The 20685-nt window shown below is 54.5% G+C and carries 18 protein-coding genes; 5 read left to right on the top strand and 13 right to left on the bottom strand.

The genetic code is table 11. From position 1 onward, the window contains the following. From mglA to CWM66_RS08940, 6 genes are all read right to left on the bottom strand, one after another. A complete protein-coding gene (mglA, locus tag CWM66_RS08965; protein ID WP_007371174.1) occupies nucleotides 1-1521 on the bottom strand; it encodes a galactose/methyl galactoside ABC transporter ATP-binding protein MglA in 1521 nt (506 codons plus the stop codon). Nucleotides 1522-1605: 84 nt separating this feature from the next. Beyond that, on the bottom strand, nucleotides 1606-2604 hold the full coding sequence (gene mglB, locus CWM66_RS08960) for a galactose/glucose ABC transporter substrate-binding protein MglB (protein WP_007371173.1): 999 nt from the start codon (nucleotides 2602-2604) through the stop codon (nucleotides 1606-1608). Nucleotides 2605-2900: 296 nt separating this feature from the next. After that, nucleotides 2901-3926 carry an HTH-type transcriptional regulator GalS gene (galS, locus tag CWM66_RS08955; protein WP_007371172.1) on the bottom strand — a complete coding sequence of 342 codons (1026 nt, stop codon included), beginning with the start codon at nucleotides 3924-3926 and terminating at the stop codon, nucleotides 2901-2903. A gap of 155 nt (nucleotides 3927-4081) precedes the next feature. Then, nucleotides 4082-5242, bottom strand: a complete 1161-nt coding sequence (yeiB, locus tag CWM66_RS08950) for a DUF418 domain-containing protein YeiB (protein ID WP_107146554.1) — start codon at nucleotides 5240-5242, stop codon at nucleotides 4082-4084. Between the two features lie 17 nt (nucleotides 5243-5259). Next, complete coding sequence (folE, locus tag CWM66_RS08945) at nucleotides 5260-5928, bottom strand: GTP cyclohydrolase I FolE (RefSeq protein WP_007371170.1); 669 nt, start codon at nucleotides 5926-5928, stop codon at nucleotides 5260-5262. Between the two features lie 125 nt (nucleotides 5929-6053). Further along, nucleotides 6054-7181, bottom strand: a complete 1128-nt coding sequence (locus CWM66_RS08940; RefSeq protein WP_007371169.1) for a YbfB/YjiJ family MFS transporter — start codon at nucleotides 7179-7181, stop codon at nucleotides 6054-6056. 146 nt (nucleotides 7182-7327) lie between these two features. Between CWM66_RS08940 and fghA the strand changes: the two genes are divergently transcribed. After that, on the top strand, nucleotides 7328-8164 hold the full coding sequence (fghA, locus tag CWM66_RS08935; RefSeq protein ID WP_007371168.1) for an S-formylglutathione hydrolase: 837 nt from the start codon (nucleotides 7328-7330) through the stop codon (nucleotides 8162-8164). A gap of 200 nt (nucleotides 8165-8364) precedes the next feature. On the opposite strand, the gene CWM66_RS08930 is transcribed toward fghA, so the two are convergent. Then, nucleotides 8365-9834, bottom strand: coding sequence for an amino acid permease (locus tag CWM66_RS08930; RefSeq protein ID WP_007371167.1), 1470 nt, complete (start codon nucleotides 9832-9834; stop codon nucleotides 8365-8367). Nucleotides 9835-9998: 164 nt separating this feature from the next. Beyond that, complete coding sequence (gene yieE / locus CWM66_RS08925; RefSeq protein WP_007371166.1) at nucleotides 9999-10865, bottom strand: DNA-binding transcriptional regulator YeiE; 867 nt, start codon at nucleotides 10863-10865, stop codon at nucleotides 9999-10001. Nucleotides 10866-10966: 101 nt separating this feature from the next. Here yieE and CWM66_RS08920 point away from each other — a divergent pair, with 101 nt between their 5' ends. Both CWM66_RS08920 and nfo read left to right on the top strand, forming a co-directional pair. Further along, nucleotides 10967-12016 (top strand): YeiH family putative sulfate export transporter, encoded by a 1050-nt coding sequence (locus CWM66_RS08920; protein ID WP_007371165.1) that lies wholly within the window; start codon nucleotides 10967-10969, stop codon nucleotides 12014-12016. A 72-nt stretch (nucleotides 12017-12088) separates the two neighbouring features. Then, complete coding sequence (nfo, locus tag CWM66_RS08915; RefSeq protein ID WP_007371164.1) at nucleotides 12089-12946, top strand: deoxyribonuclease IV; 858 nt, start codon at nucleotides 12089-12091, stop codon at nucleotides 12944-12946. Nucleotides 12947-13065: 119 nt separating this feature from the next. On the opposite strand, the gene fruA is transcribed toward nfo, so the two are convergent. From fruA to fruB, 3 genes are read right to left on the bottom strand one after another with little or no spacing between them, the layout of a single operon-like run. After that, nucleotides 13066-14760 carry a PTS fructose transporter subunit IIBC gene (gene fruA / locus CWM66_RS08910; RefSeq protein WP_007371163.1) on the bottom strand — a complete coding sequence of 565 codons (1695 nt, stop codon included), beginning with the start codon at nucleotides 14758-14760 and terminating at the stop codon, nucleotides 13066-13068. A gap of 16 nt (nucleotides 14761-14776) precedes the next feature. Beyond that, nucleotides 14777-15715, bottom strand: coding sequence for a 1-phosphofructokinase (gene fruK / locus CWM66_RS08905; protein ID WP_007371162.1), 939 nt, complete (start codon nucleotides 15713-15715; stop codon nucleotides 14777-14779). Next, entirely contained in the window at nucleotides 15716-16846 is a 1131-nt protein-coding gene (gene fruB / locus CWM66_RS08900) for a fused PTS fructose transporter subunit IIA/HPr protein (RefSeq protein ID WP_007371161.1), read from the bottom strand. Nucleotides 16847-17214: 368 nt separating this feature from the next. Here fruB and setB point away from each other — a divergent pair, with 368 nt between their 5' ends. After that, entirely contained in the window at nucleotides 17215-18396 is a 1182-nt protein-coding gene (setB, locus tag CWM66_RS08895) for a sugar efflux transporter SetB (RefSeq protein WP_007371159.1), read from the top strand. Here the strand turns inward: setB and CWM66_RS08890 are convergent. Next, nucleotides 18393-18647, bottom strand: coding sequence for a YkgJ family cysteine cluster protein (locus CWM66_RS08890; protein WP_035888848.1), 255 nt, complete (start codon nucleotides 18645-18647; stop codon nucleotides 18393-18395). The genes setB and CWM66_RS08890 overlap by 4 nt on opposite strands. Nucleotides 18648-18810: 163 nt before the next feature. On the opposite strand from CWM66_RS08890, the gene yeiP reads away from it, so the two are divergent. Next, nucleotides 18811-19383: an elongation factor P-like protein YeiP gene (gene yeiP / locus CWM66_RS08885; RefSeq protein ID WP_007371156.1), complete on the top strand. Its 573-nt coding sequence runs from the start codon at nucleotides 18811-18813 to the stop codon at nucleotides 19381-19383. Nucleotides 19384-19465: 82 nt separating this feature from the next. On the opposite strand, the gene uxuA is transcribed toward yeiP, so the two are convergent. Continuing rightward, on the bottom strand, nucleotides 19466-20656 hold the full coding sequence (gene uxuA / locus CWM66_RS08880) for a mannonate dehydratase (protein ID WP_007371155.1): 1191 nt from the start codon (nucleotides 20654-20656) through the stop codon (nucleotides 19466-19468). Nucleotides 20657-20685 lie beyond the last annotated feature (29 nt).

Below are 20685 nucleotides of genomic sequence, written 5' to 3'. Positions count from 1 at the left end.
TTAAAGGTGCAAAGACGCAAGACGGAGAATTTCGTTTTGCGTTGTCGTTTTAGTATCAACAATCCCGGAGACGAGGCCATTGCTCATTACCAGAATACGGTCAGTGATGCCTAACAACTCAGGCATTTCAGAGGAAATAATAATAATCCCCTTATTTTTCTTGGCCAGTTCGGCAATCAGTTGGTAGATTTCAAATTTCGCACCAACATCAATACCGCGGGTCGGCTCATCGAGCATTAAAATTTCCGGCTGAGTTAATAACCAGCGGCCAATAATAACCTTCTGCTGGTTACCACCGGATAACGAACCAATTTGTGTGCGGTGTCCTGGCGTTTTCACACGCATCGAGTCGATAACCCACTGAGTATCACTCTTCATGCGGCTATTATCCAGTAAGCCAACTTTGTTTTTATAGTTTTGAATATTAGAAATCAATGAGTTAAAACCGATATCAAGGTAAGCATAAATACCGGTAGAACGTCGCTCTTCGGTCACCAGCGCGAAGCCATTATTAATCGCTTCATTGGCGTTGTGATTATTAATCGGTTTGCCATGCAGCTTAATGGTCCCGGATGATTTCTCGCGAATGCCGAATAGGGTTTCAACAATGTCGGTACGTTTCGCCCCTACCAGCCCGGCAATGCCGAGAATTTCCCCTTTGCGCAAATCAAAGCTGATATCGCGAATGGAGGGCTGGCGCAACGAGGTCAGATTACGCACTTCAAGAATGGTTTCCCCTGGTGTGTTCTGTTTATCCGGGAAGCGCTGGTTCAGAGAACGTCCGACCATCATGGCGATGATCTTATCCATATCCAGCCCTTCCAGCGGCTGAGTGGCAATCCACTGGCCATCGCGCAGGACGGTTATTTCATCACACAACTGAAATATCTCTTCCATTTTATGGGAGATATAAACAATACCGCAGCCGCGTTCTTTCAGCTTGCGGATAATTTTAAAAAGATGATTGACTTCTTTTTCAGTCAGAGACGAAGTTGGTTCATCCATAATAACGATTTTGGCGTTATAGGAGAATGCTTTCGCAATTTCAATCATCTGCATTTGTGAAACAGACAATGTTCCCACACGCGCCCGTGGATCAATATCAATATCCAGCTCATCAAAAATGGCTTTGGTATCGCGGTACATTTTTTCCTGATCGACAAACATACCTTTGGTCGGGTAACGACCCAGCCACATATTGTCCATCACGGAACGTTGCAGCACCAGGTTAAGTTCCTGGTGAACCATCGAAATACCATTTTCCAGCGCTTCTTTCGCGGAATGGAAATCGATCTCTTGTCCCTGAAAAAGAATGCTACCGGAATCTTTTTGATAGATCCCAAAAAGACATTTTAATAATGTTGATTTACCTGCGCCGTTTTCACCCATTAATGCATGAATGGAATGTGGACGGACTTTTAAATTGACATTATCGAGTGCCTTTACGCCTGGAAAAGACTTGTTGATATTGCTCATTTCCAACAAGAATTCACCTGACGACTGAGTATTATTGCTGACCATAATTATACCTTGTTGGCCTGGCATATCGTATTATTAATGGGCGTATTAATTAATACGCCCAGTGAGAACATGCTTACTTAAATATTATTTACCGGCAATTTCAGCCAGGTTGTCTTTATCTACACCAACGTAAGGGATACGAACAATTTTATTGTCGATTTTCCAGTTGGTGCCATCAGCGGCGCCTTTACCTTCAGCGAGGTTTTTCGCCAGATCAAAGCTTGCTTTCGCCTGGTTGTTGGCATCGTTCAGCACCGTACCGGCCATCGCACCGGATTTCACCAGCGCCAGTGCTTCTGGCAGCGCATCGACGCCGAAGACCGGGATGGAGGACTTGTTGTGTGCTTTCAGTGCTTCAACTGCGCCCATTGCCATCGCATCGTTGTTAGCGATAACCACTTCAATTTTGTTTGCATTCGGGCCGGAGAGCCAGGCGTCCATTTTATCTTTCGCCTGAGCGGTATCCCACATTGCGGTATCCAGCGCCAGCTGCTGCGTTTTGATACCTTTGTCGTTCAGCTCTTTGATAACGTACGTGGTACGCGCTTCCGCATCCGGATGGCCCGGTTCGCCTTTCAGCAGTACGTACTGGATTTGACCGTCTTTGTTCAGGTCCCATGCCGGGTTAGCGGCCCAATGTTTCGCAATCAGGTCGCCCTGAATCACGCCGGATTCTTTAGAGTCAGTCCCCACATAGTAGGCTTTGTCGTAGCTATCCAGCGCTTTACGGGAAGGCTCTTTGTTGAAGAAAACAACCGGAACGTTCTGGCCGCGCGCTTTTTCAATTACCGTGCCCGCTGCCGCCGGGTCAACCAGGTTGATGGCCAGCGCTTTCACGCCCTTCGCCAGCAGAACGTCGATCTGATCATTCTGTTTTGACTGGTCGTTCTGGGAGTCGTTCATCAGCAACTGAACATCCGGCGCTGCTTTGGCATCTTTCTCAATTGCTTTACGCACAACAGACATGAAGTTGTCGTCATACTTATAAATGGTCACACCAATGCGGGTATCGGCTGCGTGTGCGGCTGCGCCAAAAAGCATGCTTGCCATAACAGCAGAAAGGGTCAACACCTTCTTATTCATGGTATCTCCGGTTTTTTTATATGCAGGGTAGTTCTTATGAATAATGCTCGGCAGGCCGGAATGTTACTAAAACGTTACGGTCGACCGAAGTTCACTCTAAAAAATTCCACTCGTCCGTGTTCGGTAACGCTCCAGAAGTTCGATTTCTTCGATGTATCAAAGCAATTACCCGTAGTTAAAGTGAATAATCACCGTTACATCGTGTTTCAGCTTCTAAGACGCTGACATCATAGTCAGCGCGTTGTTAAGATACTGTGAATTTACTCACAGATTGAAAACGGTTACATCACCCGATGTTATAAGTTAGTGATCGGAGCCACAGTTTGCCGGGCGGCAACAGAGTGGCGGCGCACCAGCGTGGGCATAAAGCAGTGCGACGCCTGCAGATCCAGCTTCCCTGCGGCTCCCAGCAGAGCCAGCTCAGTAGCAAGGCGCGCCATTGACGCCACCGGATAGCGCACAGTCGTCAGTTGCGGATCGGTGTAACGGGCGATGGGAATATCATCGAAGCCAATCAATGATAAATGCTGCGGCACCGCAATGCCGTTATCTTTCAGCGCCGTCAATGCCCCTGCTGCCATGCTGTCGTTGTAGGCGAAGACAGCGGTGAGTTGCAGATTGCGACCAAGCAGCTCAACCATTGCCGCTTCCCCGCCCTGCATATCCGGCGAACCAGTGCCAACCCAGCTATCCGGCGCCACAATCCCCTGCTCTTCCAGCGCGCGGAACCAGCCGTCACGGCGCAGATCGTTGTCTTCAATATGGTGGCTGGACGCCAGATAGCCGATGCGCTGATGACCATTATTCAGCAACATGCGGGTTGCCATTACCGCCCCGCTGACGTTATCAAGGCAGACGCAGCGGTGGGCATATCCTGGTACTAACCGGTTGATCAGCACCATGCCCGGAACCTGCTCCATAAAGCCTGCCAGCTCCTCATCGCTCAACGCTTTCGAGTGAACAATCAGGGCGTTACAGCGCTGGCGGATCAGCACTTCGATAGAGTGGCGCTCCTTTTCGGCTTCATGGTAACTGTTGCCGATCAGCACATATTTATCGTGCTGCTGCGCGACGGTATCCACCGCTTTGACCAGCGCGCCGAAGAAGGCATCCGAGACATCCATCACCACCACGCCGATGGTATCGCTCACCTGCGTGGCCAGCGCCTGCGCGTTGGCATTCGGGCGGTAACCAAGCTGGGCGACCGTTTTCATCACCGTCTCACGCGTATCCTGGCTTACCAGCGCGCTATTATTCAGCACGCGGGAAACCGTCGCGACGGAGACGCCCGCATGACGGGCAACGTCACGAATGGTGATCATTTTCACCCACCTTTTCTGGATTGCGGCTGTTCACACTCACCCCCTGGGTTAAGTAAGGAGGCTATTCTGGCAGTCGGTGCGGGAACGCTACGTGAGTGACTTCACATGAATGGAAACGGTTACATCCATTTTGTTAATGATTGTGATCGGGATCGTTATCTGGATGTGCGTTCTAATGATGTCCCTGAAGCACGAGCGGTTAATTGCCGCCACAACCACTCCAGGGGCCCCTGGCGGAAATGTTTAAGCCAGAATACGGAGAAGAGGATGTTGACCGCCCATACCACCGGCACAAACGCCAGCAGTTGCAAACGGTTAAACTTCATAAACAGACCAAGATGATTAAACAGCGTGGTGCAGATCAGGGTTTGCAGCAGATAGTTACTCAGCGCCATTCTGCCAACGCAGGCAATCGCGCTCACCAGTTTACTGCCGCAGATTTGCGGCCAGAACCCCCACGCCAGCGCGGCATAGCCAATCGCCTGCATCGGGCCGCCAAGTTCTCGCGGCGCCTGTAAAAAGAAAGCGCACCAACGGTAGGACCAGCCAAGCTGCCACTGTGCAACAATGGACGGAATGTTGATCAACATACCAAGCCCAATCAGCAGTGCGCCAACGCGCCGGTAGTGACGAAGAGTGAACTGCCCTCTCAGCCAGCCGCTACGCATCAGAGCCGCCCCCAGCAGCATCATGCCGGCCAGTTGCCAGCCGTATTGCGCCCCCAGCGCCAGCAGCGTATTCGACAGCATATCCGCGCGGTTACTGAGCGCCTCCGTAAAGCTGCCGCTGGTTTTCCACCACATTTCATACTGCACATTGGCGGCATCCGGCAGCCAGGAGCGGTTAGGCGTACTGCCCGAAATGGCACCCAGCAACAGCAGTACGGCGATACCAATCAGATACAGCACCACGCCGGTATTGAACATCGTCTTCACGCTGTGCGCGTCGCGGATCATCCGCCAGGCAATCAGCCCTACCAGCCCGTAGGCCAGCAGAATATCGCCATCCCAGAAAAAGAGGCCATGTATAAACCCGAGAATAACCAGAAGCGTCAGGCGCGAGTGGATCCAGCGTTTACCGCGCGGCAGCAGCATTTGCAGCCCTGCGCCGAACAGAATGGCGAACAGCGAGAGAAATTTCACCTGAGCAAACAGATCGAGCAGCGCCCATGTCCAGGCATCGCGCTGCGTGATGTCGCCATACCAGGCGGGATTCAGGTAGGCCGCCTTCGGCAAACCGAAGGCGGTAATATTCAGCAGCAGAATACCAAGAATCGCGATGCCACGAACGAAATCCAGCGTGACATTTCTCTCCATGTCTGGCTCCCGGCGAATCAGTTGCTGTGGCGTACGGCGCGCAGGAACTCCTGGCGGGTATTCTGGCTGGACTTAAACAGCCCGCCGAGCGAGGTGGTGGTAGTGGCACTGGTGGCGTCACGAATGCCGCGTGCTTTAACGCAATAATGCACGGCATCAATGGATACTGCGACATTGTTGGTACCCAGCAGCGTTTGCAGCGCCGTCAGGATCTGCTGCGTTAAACGCTCCTGCACCTGCGGGCGCTGGGCGAAAAACTGCACGATACGGTTGATTTTCGACAGACCAATGACCGACTCTTTCGGAATGTAGGCCACCGTCGCTTTGCCATCGATAGTCACAAAATGGTGCTCGCAGGTGCTGGTCAGCGTGATATCACGCACCGTCACCATTTCATCCACCTTCATTTTGTTCTCAATGACAGTGATTTTCGGGAAATTGGCGTAATCGAGGCCGGAGAAAATTTCATCGACATACATTTTGGCGATGCGATGCGGCGTTTCCATCAGGCTGTCATCATTCAGATCGAGGTTGAGTAGTTGCATAATCTCGGTCATATGCCCGGAAATAAGACGCTTACGGGTTTCGTTATCCATTTCGCGCACCGGGGGGCGCAGCGGTGTTTCCAGGCCGCGGGCGACCAGAGCCTCGTGAACGAGCGCCGCTTCTTTACTGAGTGATGACATATTATTTTTTCTCCTGCAGGTGTGGCATGCTTCGCCAGTTACGGCGAAGTGAGCGAACATTGTGCGTGAGGTCGCGCACATAATCCAGCCCTGGTCGTGATAATTATAGAAATCGTTATTGCCTTTCAGGCGCTACGTTTCCATACCAGTACGCCGCCGATCAGCAGCGCAATCGCCGCCACACCGAGCGCTGGTTCAAGGCGATGCGTCAGCCAGGTGGAGAGCGCCGACGTCATCGGGCCAACCAGTTGCCCCACGGCATAGCCGGTGGTCAGCAGTCCGGCCATATAACGTGTGTGATCGGGTGCAAGCTCTCGCCCATACAATAACGAAAGCTGTACCGCGCAGAGAAACCCGCCGCCGACCAGTAACGCACCGCACACCAGCCCGCTCATGCCAGGCAGCAACCAGGCGGCCAGCACGCCAGCGCCCTGCAACCACAACACGATCGCCAGCCGTTGGTGGCTGTGTCCCACATGACGCAGCAGGATACCGAGCGCAATCCCCACCACCGCTGCAGCACCGAATACCGGCCAGACAAACTGCGCGAAAAGGCTGCCGGGAAAACGCAACGCAGCCATTTGCGACAGAAACGTCGCGGGAAGAATATAACCGAATCCGGCAAGGCTGTAGCTCCACACCAGCCTTTTCAGATTTGCCGTCAGTTGCAACGGCTGCGGTTGTGTTCCGACGCGGTGCCACTCGCCAGGGCGCGGCAGATAGCGGGCGATCAGCGCCACCAGCAGCAATGCCAGTACGCCATACACCTGCCAGGCGGAAGCCGCACTTAAGCCTTTCGCCTGAATCGCCACCGCCAGCAGGCCGCTGATGGCAATCCCCGCGCCGGGGCCGGCAAACACTGCCGCGCTCAATCCCGGCTTACCGGCATGCGCCAGCCGCTCATTACTCCAGGCAGCGATCAACACCATCGCCCAGCCGCTCATCGCGCCAATCACCAGCCGTAACACACCGTGAACCAGCACGTTATCCGCTATAGCAGAGAGAAACGTCAGCGCAACCGCGCCGCAGATACCAAGCCACAGGCGCAGCTCGATATGCCGCTGGGCGCGCATCGCATCCCAGGCGCCAAGCAGATAACCAAGGTAGTTAATGGCGGCAACCAGCCCGGCGCTGGTCAGCGTGAGCTGCCCGTCGCGGATCATCAACGGCACCTGCGGGGTAAACGCAAAGCGGCCAATCCCCATCGCCACCACCAGCACAATAAAGCCGCAGAACGCTACTCGCTGCGCCATCGCCTCTCCGAATGTTAATAATAAGTTGTATTTATGATGCAACAGGTTAAATGGAGGCGAAAGTGAAAGTTACTCAGCTAAGGGAATAATCTGTATGATACCAGGATGTTACTTATTTTTAACCGTGAATACCTGAGGAGCCCCGCATGGAAATGCTCGAAGAGCACCGCTGTTTCGAAGGCTGGCAACAGCGCTGGCGTCACGACTCCGCCGTACTCAACTGTTCAATGACCTTTAGCATCTTTTTACCACCGCCGCGCAGTGTAACGCCGCCGCCGGTGCTGTTCTGGCTCTCCGGCCTGACCTGTAATGATGAAAACTTCACCACCAAAGCGGGCGCACAGCGTGTCGCGGCAGAACTGGGAATTGTGCTGGTGATGCCGGATACCAGCCCGCGCGGCGATGCAGTGCCCGACGTTGACGGCTACGATCTGGGCAAAGGCGCAGGCTTCTACCTCAATGCCACGCAACAACCGTGGGCAGCGCACTACCGGATGTATGATTATCTGCGTGACGAGTTACCGGCGCTGATCCAGGCGGAATTTAACGTCGGCCCGCGTTGCGCCATTAGCGGCCATTCAATGGGCGGCCATGGCGCATTGATAATGGCGCTGAAAAATCCGGGGCGTTATACCAGCGTGTCAGCGTTTGCGCCGATTGTTAATCCGTTGCAGGTACCGTGGGGACAGAAAGCGTTCACGGCGTATCTGGGCGATGATGCCGCGTTGTGGCGTGAGTGGGATAGCTGCGCGCTGATGCTGGAAAGCACAGAGGCCGATGCGATCCCGACGCTTATCGATCAGGGCGATAACGATCAGTTCCTTGCCGATCAACTGCAACCGGCACGGCTGGCGGAAGTGGCGCGGCAGAAAAGCTGGCCGCTGACGCTGCGTATCCAGTCCGGTTACGATCACAGCTACTTCTTTATTGCCTCCTTTATTGAAGATCATCTGCGCTTCCATGCCCAGCATTTGCTGAAATAACGGCAACCCCGGCGCTAACTGCTGTCGGGGCTTTTCCTGTCAGAAACGGTAATCGACGGCAATAAAGTCGCGGAGACCATCTTTGAGATTTTGTACCAGCTTGTGTTGCAGATCTTCTTGCTTAACCACGCTGACACTGGCGGGCGAGAACTTTTGACAGGCAAAAAAAAGCCCTCATAACGAGGGCTAAAAGAGTGAATTTATTTGCTAAGGCGTTCCGGGAACTCCATTTCACTATAGCGTACGAAACGGGTGCCTTTGGTCCATTTGTAACCAAGCCAAATCACCAGGAACAGCGGGATACCAATATAAGTAGCCGCAACCGCGCCCCAGTCGATGGAGTCGGCGAGAAACGCCTGATAATTCTGCCCGAGGGTGATGATCAGACAGAGCACGAAGGCAAAGATCGGCCCAAGTGGGAAGAAGCCGGAACGGTATGGCAGATCATTCAGCGAGTGCCCCTGCGCTACGTAACCGCGACGGAAGCGGTAATGGCTGATCGCGATACCGAGCCAGGCGATAAAGCCGGTCATCCCGGAGGTGTTCAGCAGCCACAGGTAAACGGTCTGATTGCCGAACATCGAGGTCAGGAAGCACAGCCCGGCGATCACCGTAGTGGCATACAGCGCGTTACGCGGCACGCCGCCCTTCGACAGTTTGGCGAAAATACGCGGCGCTTTGCCGTCGCAAGCCAGGGTATAAAGCATACGCGTAGAAGCGTACATACCGGAGTTACCCGCAGAAAGCACCGCCGTCAGGATCACCGCATTCATTACCGCCGCCGCAGAGAGCAAACCAGCATGTTCGAACACCAGCGTGAACGGGCTGACGCTGATGTCTTTTACATCATTACGCAGCAGGCTGGGATCGGTATATGGAATGATCAGGCTGATAATCAGGATGGCAAATACATAGAACAGCAGAATACGCCAGAACACCTGGCGCACCGCGCGCGGAATGTTTTTCTCAGGATTTTCAGATTCGCCCGCCGCAATACCAATCAGTTCGGTGCCCTGGAAGGAGAAGCCGACAATCATCGCCACGCCAATCATCGCCGAAAAACCACCGGCAAATGGCGCATCGCCAATCGTCCAGTTGCTCCAGCCCGCCGGTTTATCGCCCTGGAAGATACCGACGATCATCATCACGCCAACCACGATAAAGATAATGACCGTGGCGACTTTGATCAGCGAGAACCAGTATTCCGCTTCACCAAAGCCTTTTACTGAGATGTAGTTAAGCAGGAAGATCACCGCCAGGAACAGCGCGCTCCAGATCCAGCCTGGCGTATCCGGGAACCACCAGGTCATCACCAGTTGCGAGGCCACAAGGTCAACGGCAATGGTGACCGCCCAGTTGTACCAGTAGTTCCAGCCCAGCGCGAAGCCAAAGCCTTCTTCAACGTATTTTTGACCATAAGTGGAGAATGAACCCGAAACTGGCATATAAGCGGCGAGTTCGCCGAGGCTGGTCATCAGGAAATAGACCATCAGGCCGATCAGAATATAGGAGAACAGCGCCCCGCCAGGACCAGCTGAAGAAATGGTCGCCCCTGATGCGACAAACAAACCCGTACCAATGGAACCGCCAATGGCGATCATCGTCAAATGACGCGCCTTAAGTTCACGACGAAGCGTGGGCGCTTCTGTGGTTTTAATTTCGGAAACCATAAGAAAATGCTATCCATCCAAAAAATGAGGCGCGATTGTAGCAAACGAAACGCCCCCCTTCCGGTATAAAACACGTCATATTAGAGAGCTTCATGATAGGCGGCGAATTATAAGTAAAGCAGTGAATGGTTGATGTTGCGAGCCTGTCGGCAGGCTCGCTGTCATCAGAGAGAGCAATAGCTAATAAAGCGCTGTAATGCGCTGGAGAGGTGTTTCTGGCGATGATGGATGCGCCACAGCGTGCGTACCAGGCGCGGCAACGGAATGGGCACCTCCACCAGCGAACCGCTTTCCAGTTGTTCGGCAATCACGCGGCGCGACAGGCAACTAATGCCCAGCCCGTGACGTACCGCATGTTTGATGGCTTCCGAGTTGCCCAACTCCATGCCGAGATGAAACTGCGGCAGGTGCGACAGCAGTAAATAATCCACAAGTTCCCGCGTACCCGAACCACGTTCACGCAGGATCCACGGCGCGGCAGCCAGTTGCTCCAGCGTAACCGGCCCCTGCAATAACGGCGAGGAAGGCGGCGCGAAGACCACCAGTTCATCCTCCAGCCACGGTTCGGCAATAATCTCCGCGGTGTGGCACGGGCCTTCAATCAGACCAATATCCACACGGAAATCGGCTACCGCATTGATCACATCCTGGCTATTGCCGACGCTCAGCTCCAGCGGTAAATCGGGGAAATCGCGACGGTAGCGGGCAATCACTTCCGGCAGAATGTAGTTACCGATGGTACTGCTGGCAAAAACGCGGATGGCACCGTTATCTTCGCGAAACAACTGCTCAATTTCCGTTGCCTGCTCCAGCGCTGCCAGCGCACGCGGATAGAGCAGTCGCCCGTGTTCGTTCACCACCAGCCGCTTACCGACGCGGTCAAACAGTTGCACGCCAAGCTGCCCTTCCAGATCGGTAAGCGCAGCACTCACCGCCGACTGGGAGAGCGCCAGCATCTGCGAAGCCTGTGTGGTGGAGCCGCTTTTCAGCACTTCGGCGAAGACTTCCAACTGACGCAACGTTATATGCATAGAGGTTACTTACCACTTATAAAGATTGATTATAAATATATAATCAATTTTACCTTTAAGCCAGCGAGCCTTACCCTTTTATTCAGCAAAAGGAGAAGGTTATGACTGAAATCACACTACAGACTCACCGTCATCCGGCCTGGCGTTTTATCCCCGGCCTGTTACTCAGCGGTTTCATTACGGGGCTCGCCCTGTGGCTTGGCGCTATCCCGTCGGTAGCAGGTATGGGATTAAGCGCCCTGACGCTGGCGATCCTTATCGGTATGGTTATCGGCAACACGCTCTACCCTGCCCTGCATACGCAATGCGACAGCGGTGTACTGTTTGCCAAACAGCATCTGCTGCGGCTTGGCATTATTCTGTATGGTTTTCGCCTGACGTTTTCGCAAATTGCTGATGTCGGCGTAAGCGGGATTGCCATTGATACGTTGACCCTCTCCAGCACCTTTTTGCTGGCCTGCTTCCTTGGGCAAAAAGTCTTTGGGCTGGATAAAAAAACCAGTTGGTTGATTGGCGCTGGTAGCAGTATTTGCGGGGCCGCCGCCGTGCTGGCAACAGAGCCGGTGGTCAAGGCCGAGGCCAGTAAAGTCACCGTTGCCGTAGCGACCGTGGTGATCTTCGGTACGCTGGCGATCTTTATTTACCCTGCACTTTATCCGCTGCTGGGTCAGTGGTTCAGCCCGGAAACCTATGGCATCTGGATTGGCTCTACCGTGCATGAAGTGGCGCAAGTGGTTGCCGCCGGGCATGCCATCAGCCCCGATGCTGAAAACGCGGCAGTGATTGCCAAAATGCTGCGCGTCATGATGCTGGCTCCCTTCTTATTACTGCTGGCGGCACGCATCAAACAACTCAGCCCGCAGGCAGGCGCAGAAAAAAGTAAGCTGACGATCCCGTGGTTTGCACTTGGCTTTATCGCGGTAGCGGTGTTTAACTCGTTCCACCTGCTGCCCTCTTCCGCAGTGAATGCGTTGAACACGCTGGATACTCTGCTGCTGGCGATGGCAATGGCGGCGCTGGGGCTGACCACGCACATCAGCGCGCTGAAGAATGCCGGTGCGAAACCGCTGGTAATGGGATTACTGCTGTTTGTCTGGCTGATTGTCGGCGGCGGCGCGATTAATCTGGCCGTTCATCACCTGATGGCATAAACCACTACATGCCAGCCCTGGAGACCCGCTATTATTGACGTTTTCCCCTGGCGGGTTTTAACAGGAGTTTTTATGAAATACATTGGTGCGCATGTGAGCGCCTCGGGCGGCGTAGCGAATGCCGCCGTCCGCGCCGCTGAAATCGAGGCAACGGCTTTTGCGCTGTTTACCAAGAACCAGCGCCAGTGGCGTGCCGCGCCGCTGAGCACGGAGGCCATCGACGAATTCAAAGCCGCCTGCGAAAAATATCACTACACGCCCGCACAGATCCTGCCGCATGACAGTTACCTGATTAACCTCGGACATCCGGTGGCCGACGCGCTGGAAAAATCCCGCGAGGCCTTTGTGGACGAGCTGACGCGTTGTCAGCAACTGGGACTGACGTTGCTGAACTTCCATCCTGGCAGCCATCTGATGCAGATCCCGGAGGACGAGTGCCTGGCGCGTATCGCCGAATCCATCAATATCGCGCTGGCGCAAACCGAAGGGGTAACTGCGGTGATTGAGAACACTGCGGGCCAGGGCAGTAATCTTGGGTTTAAGTTTGAACATCTGGCGGCGATTATTGATGGCGTGGAAGATAAATCCCGCGTCGGCGTCTGCATTGATACCTGCCACGCTTTTGCCGCAGGTTACGATCTGCGTACGGAGCAGGCAACGGCAGAAACATTTGCTGAATTTGAGCGTGTGGTTGGCTTCAAATATCTGCGCGGTATGCACCTGAACGATGCGAAAAGCGCATTTGGCAGCCGCGTTGACCGCCACCACAGCCTTGGTGAAGGTAATATCGGCCACGATGCGTTTCGCTGGATTATGCGCGATGAGCGTTTCGATGGCATTCCGCTGATCCTCGAAACCGTCAACCCGGATATCTGGGCGGAAGAGATTGCCTGGCTGAAAGCGCAACAAGACGCTGACGCCGCGGCATAAATCGTGCTGCGGGACGCCCCATTGTCTGATGGCGTTTCGCTTATCAGCGTTGCCAGTTGGCGACAGCAAATTACGCCATAAAAAAAGGCCGCTTAGCGGCCTTTTTTACTCATTACGTTTTATGCAACTTTCGCAACCACTTCCGTTTCCGGACGTTTCAGGAAGGCATACACCAGACCTGTCAGCAGCGTACCGGCAACGATGGAGAGCAGGTAACCGAGAACCGGCGTAATCGCACCCGGGATCAGCAGTACAAACAGACCACCGTGCGGTGCCATCAGTTTTGCACCAATCGCCATTGAGATAGCACCTGTCAGCGCACCACCGGCGATACAGCACGGGATCACACGCATCGGATCACGAGCCGCGAACGGGATAGCCCCTTCAGAGATAAAGCACAGGCCGAGAACCAGCGCCGCTTTACCACCTTCACGTTGACCTTTATCGAACTTGTTACGCGCAACCAGCGTTGCTAAGCCCATTGCCAGCGGCGGAACCATACCGGCCGCCATAATGGCTGCCATCGGCGCGTAAGTCTGAGTACTCAACAGACCCACCCCAAACGCATAAGCCGCTTTGTTCACCGGGCCGCCCATGTCGGTACACATCATACCGCCGAGGATTGCGCCCAGCAGAACAGCGTTTGCCGTGCCCATGGTTTGCAGCCAGGAAGTCAGACCGGCCAGGATTTTCGCAACCGGCGTACCGATCAGGTAAATCATCGCCAGACCGACAATCAGGCTGGAGAACAACGGAATGATCAGAATCGGTTTCAGCGCTTCCATACTCGGTGGCAGCTTCAGACCTTTACTGATGGCTTTTGCCAGATAACCGGCGAGGAAACCGGCGATAATACCACCGATAAAACCGGAACCGGTGCTTACCGCCAGCATCCCGCCAATCAGACCCGGCGTCAGGCCCGGACGGTCAGCGATAGAAAAGGCGATGAAACCCGCCAGTACTGGCACCATCAGCGCGAATGCCGAACCACCACCGATTTTCATCAGCGCAGCCGCCAGCGTGCCTTCTTCTTTAAACGCGGTGATACCGAAAGCGAAGGAGAGTGCGATCAGCAAGCCACCCGCGACCACCATCGGCAGCATATAAGAGACGCCGGTCAGCAGGTGACGATAAGCGCCCGCGCCCTCTTTTTTCCCTTCCGAACTTTCGGACTGAGCCTGACCTGACGGTTGATAAGGCTTCGCTTCCGCGACGGCTTTATCTAGCTCCTGAGCCGTTTTCTTCAGCGCCAGACCCGTTGTGGTGCGGTACATCGGTTTACCCGCAAATTTTGCCAGGTCAACTTCAATATCGGCGGCAACCACGACCAGATCGGCTTGTGCCACCTCTTCCGGCGTGATGGCATTGCCTGCACCCACGGAACCACGCGTTTCCACTTTCACCCACCAGCCGCGTTTTTTTGCTTCGGTTTCAATGGCTTCTGCGGCCATAAAGGTGTGCGCCACGCCGGTCGGGCATGCGGTAACCGCAACGATGCGTTTCGGGCCATTGCTGGCAACTGGCGCAGCCGCTACCGCTGTCGGCGCAGTGTAAAGCGCGGCATGGTTTTTCGCTTCGCTGAGGAACAGATCCGGGTGTGCCACTGCACGATTGATATCGCCCAGCCACACTTTTTTCCCGCTGAGCGCACTGTCGTTTGGCAGTTGACTACCCAGCACAATCGCCAGTTCCGCTTCGCCAGGGTTTTCGATGAATTGCAGATTTGCTTTCTGCGCCGCCGCACCCAGTAAGGTCTTCGCCATATAGGCGCGGGCCTGTCCGAGTTCGGAGTCAATAATCAGCAGCGTTTTCATTATGCCTCTCCTGCTGTTAGTTAAAGGGTTTTAAGTCAACTCGCGCCATCATCGCGGCTAACTGGGTACGGTCGGTAATACCTACGTTACTCTGACTAACCGCCAGTGCAGCAACAGCGGTAGCCAGGCGTAATGTATGTTCACTGGACTCACGCATCAGCAAGCCATAAATCAGGCCGCCAACCATTGAATCCCCTGCGCCAACGGTGCTTACCACTTCCATTGACGGCGGTTTGGCAATCCATTCCCCTGAAGCGTTAACCCACAGAGCCCCTTCTGCGCCCAGCGAGATCACCACGTGGGCGATCCCCTGTTCGCGAAGCGCGTGAGCGGCTTCAATAACATCCTTCAATTCAGGTAATTTGCGGCCCGCCCAGATTTCCAGCTCGCGGCGGTTTGGTTTTACCAACCACGGCGCGGCTTTCAGGCCAGCCACCAGCGCATCACGGCTGCTATCGAAAATAATGCACGGGCACTGGCTGCGCAGGCGCGTCATCCAGTCGGTAAAGGCTTCCGGGCTAACGCCGGATGGCAGGCTGCCGCTGACGCAGACCATGTCGAACTGACCCAGCCAGGTCAGTGAGTCGTTGACAAAACGCTCCCAGTCAGCCGGAGTCACTTCAAAGCCGGAGAAATTGAAATCGGTCACTTCACCGTCTTTTTCCGTCAGCTTCACGTTAATGCGGGTACGTCCGGCAACCACCTGGAAACGGTTGGCAATACCCAACTCGCTGAACAGTTGCTGAAAACCATCCTGGTTATCCTTACCAAGGAACCCGCCAACGGTCACGTCAATGCCAAGATCTTTCAGTACCTTCGCAACGTTGATCCCTTTACCCGCCGCATGCAGGCCGGTAGTGCGGACCAGGTTCACTTCGCCGCGTTCAATTTCCGGGGTGAACCCCACCAGATCATAGGCCGGGTTCAGGGTAATAGTGGCAACACGTCTGCTCATTTACGCGCCCTCCCCAAGACCGGCAGCGATGGCTTCGCCTATCGCTTTCAGCGCCTGTTCAGCATCACTGCCCTGCGCCGTGAAACGCAGGCGATGCCCTTTTTTCACGCCCAGCGCGACAACTTTCATCAGGCTACGGCCGTTTGCCGGTTTACCGGTGCCGTCGAGGTTCGTCACGGTGATTTCGCTGGTAAATTGCTTGATGGTGTTGACCAGCATGGTGCCCGGACGGGCGTGCAGGCCGTGCTCGTTACGCACCACAAACTCATCGCTCAGCACATCGCCAACCAGCGCATCATCGCTGGTCAGCAGCGCCAGCAGCGTGGCCGCATCAGCATTCAGCAAGCTGTCAGCTTTGTTTTCTAACAGCAGATCGCTCAGGCGCTTCAGCACGGCAACAGGCTGCTCATCAGCCATTGCAACGCTGACCAGCAGCGCAGCTTGCTCACCTTCGACGTCGAACGGGGTTTCCGCGCGGCTTATCGCCACGGCGCTCAGCAAATTGCCTTCTGCGCTATCGTTCAGCCAGATGCCCTGACCAAGGTTCAGCGGTTTCTCATTAATCGCACGCGTAACATAAGCCGCGTCAACCGCACCGGCTTCTTTCAGACGCGCCGCATTCAGCGCCTGCAGTGTCAGCAGATCGCTTGCTGCAACATCAAGGGTTAAGGTGTCGTTATCCAGCTTCAGCGCCTCGCTCTGTTTCTCGCCCATCAGCAGAGCACGCAGCTCTTCAGCCGTGGTGGCGGATTGCAGTTGCGCAGCGACGTCATCATCGCTCAACACATGCGTCAGCTGACGCAGCAGGCCGAGGTGCTCATCGGAACTTGCAGCAATCCCGATAGCAACGTAGGCAACCTGGCCCTCGCTCCACAGAATGCCCTGCGGGAACTGGAACACTTTGACGCCGGTTTTCAGCACCTGGTCGCGCGTGTCGGTCGTGCCGTGCGGAATGGCAATACCATTGCCAAGATAGGTGGAGGTTTGCAGCTCGCGCGCCAGCATGCCATTGACGTAGCCATCAGCTACATTGCCTGCTGCTGCCAGCGCTGCTGCGATCTGGCGGATAGCCTCTTCTTTATTACCGGCCTGCTGGCCCGGATGGATGTCCTGAACGGATAACTGGAACATGTAACCCCTCTCTCGCTGATATTGAATCGTTTCAGCTAACTTGAGAAATAAGGCGCCATCACTCTGGTTCAGATATTACGCGATGACGCTGAAACGTTTCATGGAATCTTCACCTTTTTACTCCAGCAATCAAGAAATCTCTGAATTTGCGTTGCAGAATTTAGAGCTACTGCACATTTCATCATCGCGTTAAGCGAATTTGCTGAAGTGGATTTGAATTTCAGCACCGAAGTTTCAGCTTCATTCAGCTTTGATGAGAATGATTTGAAATGGCGTTTTGATTTTTCGTGGCAAATGTTGCTTAGCAGGCTGTGCTTTTTTAGCGCAACGGCGTAAACTCCGCGTCTCACTATTGGATCTCATGAAAAATGCAAAACTCTCCCGCCGCCGCCAGACCCGGCACGTTTGATTTTACATCGACGGCGTTCCTGATTGTCGCGTTCCTGACCGGCATTGCCGGTGCCCTGCAAACCCCCACGCTCAGCCTGTTTTTAACCAACGAAGTGCAAGTCCGCCCGGCGATGGTTGGTTTCTTTTTTACCGGCAGCGCGGTGATTGGCATTCTGGTCAGCCAGTTTCTTGCCGGACGTTCCGATCGCAAGGGCGATCGGAAGTCGCTGATTGTGTTCTGCTGCCTGCTGGGCATGTTGGCCTGCGTGCTTTTCGCCTGGAACCGCAACTACTTTGTTCTGCTGTTTGTCGGCGTGTTCCTCAGCAGTTTTGGTTCCACCTCCAACCCGCAGCTTTTTGCTCTGGCGCGTGAACATGCGGATCATACTGGTCGCGAGGCTGTGATGTTCAGCTCCATCCTGCGTGCGCAGGTCTCGCTGGCATGGGTGATTGGTCCGCCGATCGCTTACGCGCTGGCAATGGGCTTTGGTTTTACGGTGATGTATCTCTGCGCTGGCGCTGCGTTTATTGTCTGTGGCGCCATGGTGTGGCTGTTTTTGCCCACGATGCGCAAAGAACCCAAACTGAATTCGGCCGTGCTGGAAGCACCGCGCACGCATCGCCGCGATACACTTTTGTTGTTCGTAATTTGCACGCTGATGTGGGGCACTAATAGCCTGTATATCATTAATATGCCGCTGTTTATTATTGATGAATTGCATCTGTCGGAGAAACTGGCAGGGGTGATGATGGGCACTGCCGCCGGGCTGGAAATCCCGACCATGCTGATTGCGGGTTACTATGCGAAGCGTTTTGGTAAACGTTTTTTAATGCGCGTCAGCGCGGTTGCCGGGATCTTTTTCTATGTCGGGATGCTGACGGTGCATACGCCAGCCCTCCTGTTAGCTTTACAAGTGCTGAACGCTATTTATATCGGCATTCTCGCCGGGATTGGCATGCTCTATTTCCAGGATCTGATGCCTGGTCAGGCGGGTTCAGCCACCACCCTTTATACTAATACCACGCGTGTCGGCTGGATTATTGCCGGCTCTCTGGCAGGCGTGGTGGCAGAAATCTGGGACTATCACACGGTGTTCTGGATTGCGCTGGCGATGACGCTGATAACCCAGCTCTGTCTGACGCGTATTAAAGATATTTAGGGCGCCGTCTGGCGTTCTAAATCGAGCAGGTAAACCATCGCATCAGCGCGATTCGAGCCGCACATATCGCGGCCCGGCTGCAACCCGGCGCACACTTTTGGGCGCAGCGGCGAAGCGAAGATTTTGCAACGCTGCTGTTCATCCAGCTGGACGCAGGGAGTGTTGGCCGGTTTACCATTGGGCATGCCGGGGATTGGGCTGGAGATGGACGGTGCGGTACAACACGCTCCACAGTCCGGGCGGCATTGCATAGTGGCTCTCTTTTTTGACGGCGCGCCGGGCTGGCGCGTACAGGGCGCAAACTACCATCTTTTGCAGCCCAAAGGCAAAACTCAGATTCCGCTTGCCTGGAATCCGCCGCGCGAGTAGTTTGTCGCGATATTTTTGTTATTTTAATCTCACAGGACCCTTGCAATGCCAAGAGCGAACGAAATTAAAAAAGGTATGGTGCTGAATTACAACGGCAAACTGCTGATTGTGAAAGATATTGATATCCAGGCACCGAGCGCCCGTGGCGCAGCGACGCTGTACAAGATGCGTTTTTCCGATGTCCGTACCGGGTTGAAAGTGGAAGAGCGTTTTAAAGGCGATGATATCCTCGATACCGTTACCCTGAACCGCCGCTTTGTTGACTTCTCTTACATTGATGGCAACGAATACGTGTTCATGGATAAAGAAGATTACACGCCGTATACCTTCACGAAAGATCAGATTGAAGAAGAGCTGCAGTTTATTCCGGAAGGCGGCATGCCGGATATGCAGGTTCTGCTGTGGGATGGCCAGCTGCTGGCGCTCGAACTGCCGCAGACTGTCGATCTTGAAATCGTGGAAACGGCTCCGGGCATTAAAGGTGCTTCTGCCAGCTCCCGTACCAAACCCGCCACCCTGAATACTGGCCTGGTTGTGCAGGTGCCGGAATATCTGACCACCGGTGAGAAGATCCGCATCCATATCGAAGAGCGCCGCTACATGGGCCGCGCTGACTGATCTCGTGTTGCCATGAAAAAAGCCACTTCAATGAAGTGGCTTTTTTTTGCCTGATGGCGCTTTGCTTTACATCAGAACGACATTACAGCAAATCGCGGAACAGGGTTTTCTTCAGCGCCAGCTCAACGCCGCGCACTTCCGCCATCCCTTTCAGACGACCAATCGCCGAGTAACCCGGGTTAGTTTTCTTGCGCAGATCGTCCAGCATCTGGTGACCATGATCCGGGCGGAACGGGATCGGGCGCAGATCGCCTGCTTTCTTGCGGCGCTGCTCTTCAGTCAGAATCGCTGCCACAACAGAGACCATATCCACATCGCCCTGCAAATGCGCAGCCTCGTGGAAGGTTTTCGGGTTATCTTCACGGCACGTTGAACGCAGGTGCGTAAAGTGAATGCGATCGCCGAAGGTTTCAATCATCCGCACCAGATCGTTATCAGCACGCACACCGTATGAACCGGTACACATGGTGAAGCCGTTATTGATGCTGTCGACAGCTTCTTTCAGCCACTGCATATCTTCAATAGTCGAAACGATACGCGGCAGGCCGAGGATTGGACGCGGCGGATCGTCCGGGTGAACCGCCAGACGTACGCCCACTTCCTGAGCAACCGGCACAATAGCGCGCAGGAAATAAGCCATGTTTTCACGCAGTTGCGCTTTATCGATACCATCATATTCCGCCAGACGCGCACGGAACTGATCCAGCGTATAACCCTCTTCGGCGCCCGGCAGACCGGCGATGATATTGCGTGTCAGCTTTTCGACTTCCGCATCGCTCATCGCGTTGAAGTAAGCCTGCGCCTGGCGCTGCTCTTCTTCGCTGTAGTCCGCTTCCGCGCCTGGGCGTTTCAGGATATGCAGCTCGAAAGCGGCGAAGGCGATCTGGTCGAAACGCAGCGCTTTGGAACCGTCCGGCAATTGATATTCAAGATCGGTACGCGTCCAGTCGAGGATCGGCATAAAGTTGTAGCAGACAGTATCGATACCGCAGGTCGCCAGGTTACGGATGCTCTGCTGGTAATTGGCGATCCAGGTTTCATACTGGCCGGAATGGGTTTTGATATCTTCATGTACCGGGATACTCTCCACTACCGACCAGGTCAGCCCTTTTTCTGCCAGTAGCGCCTGACGCGCCTTGATCTCCTCAACCGGCCACACCTGACCATTTGGGATATGGTGCAGCGCAGTGACCACGCCGGTTGCACCTGCCTGCCGCACATCGTCAAGAGATACCGGATCGTTCGGTCCATACCAACGCCAGGTTTGTTCCATCGCCTTACCCTCTAAAGTTGTTATACCAA

Source organism: Kosakonia sp. H7A (assembly GCF_003028445.1).
GTDB lineage: Bacteria > Pseudomonadota > Gammaproteobacteria > Enterobacterales > Enterobacteriaceae > Kosakonia > Kosakonia radicincitans.
The sequence above is the reverse complement of the archived record's forward strand: the minus strand, read 5'-3'. Positions and strand labels throughout refer to the sequence as shown.

Excerpts from the sequence above, each read along its gene's own strand:
- mglA (WP_007371174.1), bottom strand. The coding sequence starts at position 1,521 with ATGGTCAGCAATAATACTCAGTCGTCAGGTGAATTCTTGTTGGAAATG.
- mglB (WP_007371173.1), bottom strand. The coding sequence starts at position 2,604 with ATGAATAAGAAGGTGTTGACCCTTTCTGCTGTTATGGCAAGCATGCTT.
- galS (WP_007371172.1), bottom strand. The coding sequence starts at position 3,926 with ATGATCACCATTCGTGACGTTGCCCGTCATGCGGGCGTCTCCGTCGCG.
- yeiB (WP_107146554.1), bottom strand. The coding sequence starts at position 5,242 with ATGGAGAGAAATGTCACGCTGGATTTCGTTCGTGGCATCGCGATTCTT.
- folE (WP_007371170.1), bottom strand. The coding sequence starts at position 5,928 with ATGTCATCACTCAGTAAAGAAGCGGCGCTCGTTCACGAGGCTCTGGTC.
- CWM66_RS08940 (WP_007371169.1), bottom strand. The coding sequence starts at position 7,181 with ATGGCGCAGCGAGTAGCGTTCTGCGGCTTTATTGTGCTGGTGGTGGCG.
- fghA (WP_007371168.1), top strand. The coding sequence starts at position 7,328 with ATGGAAATGCTCGAAGAGCACCGCTGTTTCGAAGGCTGGCAACAGCGC.
- CWM66_RS08930 (WP_007371167.1), bottom strand. The coding sequence starts at position 9,834 with ATGGTTTCCGAAATTAAAACCACAGAAGCGCCCACGCTTCGTCGTGAA.
- yieE (WP_007371166.1), bottom strand. The coding sequence starts at position 10,865 with ATGCATATAACGTTGCGTCAGTTGGAAGTCTTCGCCGAAGTGCTGAAA.
- CWM66_RS08920 (WP_007371165.1), top strand. The coding sequence starts at position 10,967 with ATGACTGAAATCACACTACAGACTCACCGTCATCCGGCCTGGCGTTTT.
- nfo (WP_007371164.1), top strand. The coding sequence starts at position 12,089 with ATGAAATACATTGGTGCGCATGTGAGCGCCTCGGGCGGCGTAGCGAAT.
- fruA (WP_007371163.1), bottom strand. The coding sequence starts at position 14,760 with ATGAAAACGCTGCTGATTATTGACTCCGAACTCGGACAGGCCCGCGCC.
- fruK (WP_007371162.1), bottom strand. The coding sequence starts at position 15,715 with ATGAGCAGACGTGTTGCCACTATTACCCTGAACCCGGCCTATGATCTG.
- fruB (WP_007371161.1), bottom strand. The coding sequence starts at position 16,846 with ATGTTCCAGTTATCCGTTCAGGACATCCATCCGGGCCAGCAGGCCGGT.
- setB (WP_007371159.1), top strand. The coding sequence starts at position 17,215 with ATGCAAAACTCTCCCGCCGCCGCCAGACCCGGCACGTTTGATTTTACA.
- CWM66_RS08890 (WP_035888848.1), bottom strand. The coding sequence starts at position 18,647 with ATGCAATGCCGCCCGGACTGTGGAGCGTGTTGTACCGCACCGTCCATC.
- yeiP (WP_007371156.1), top strand. The coding sequence starts at position 18,811 with ATGCCAAGAGCGAACGAAATTAAAAAAGGTATGGTGCTGAATTACAAC.
- uxuA (WP_007371155.1), bottom strand. The coding sequence starts at position 20,656 with ATGGAACAAACCTGGCGTTGGTATGGACCGAACGATCCGGTATCTCTT.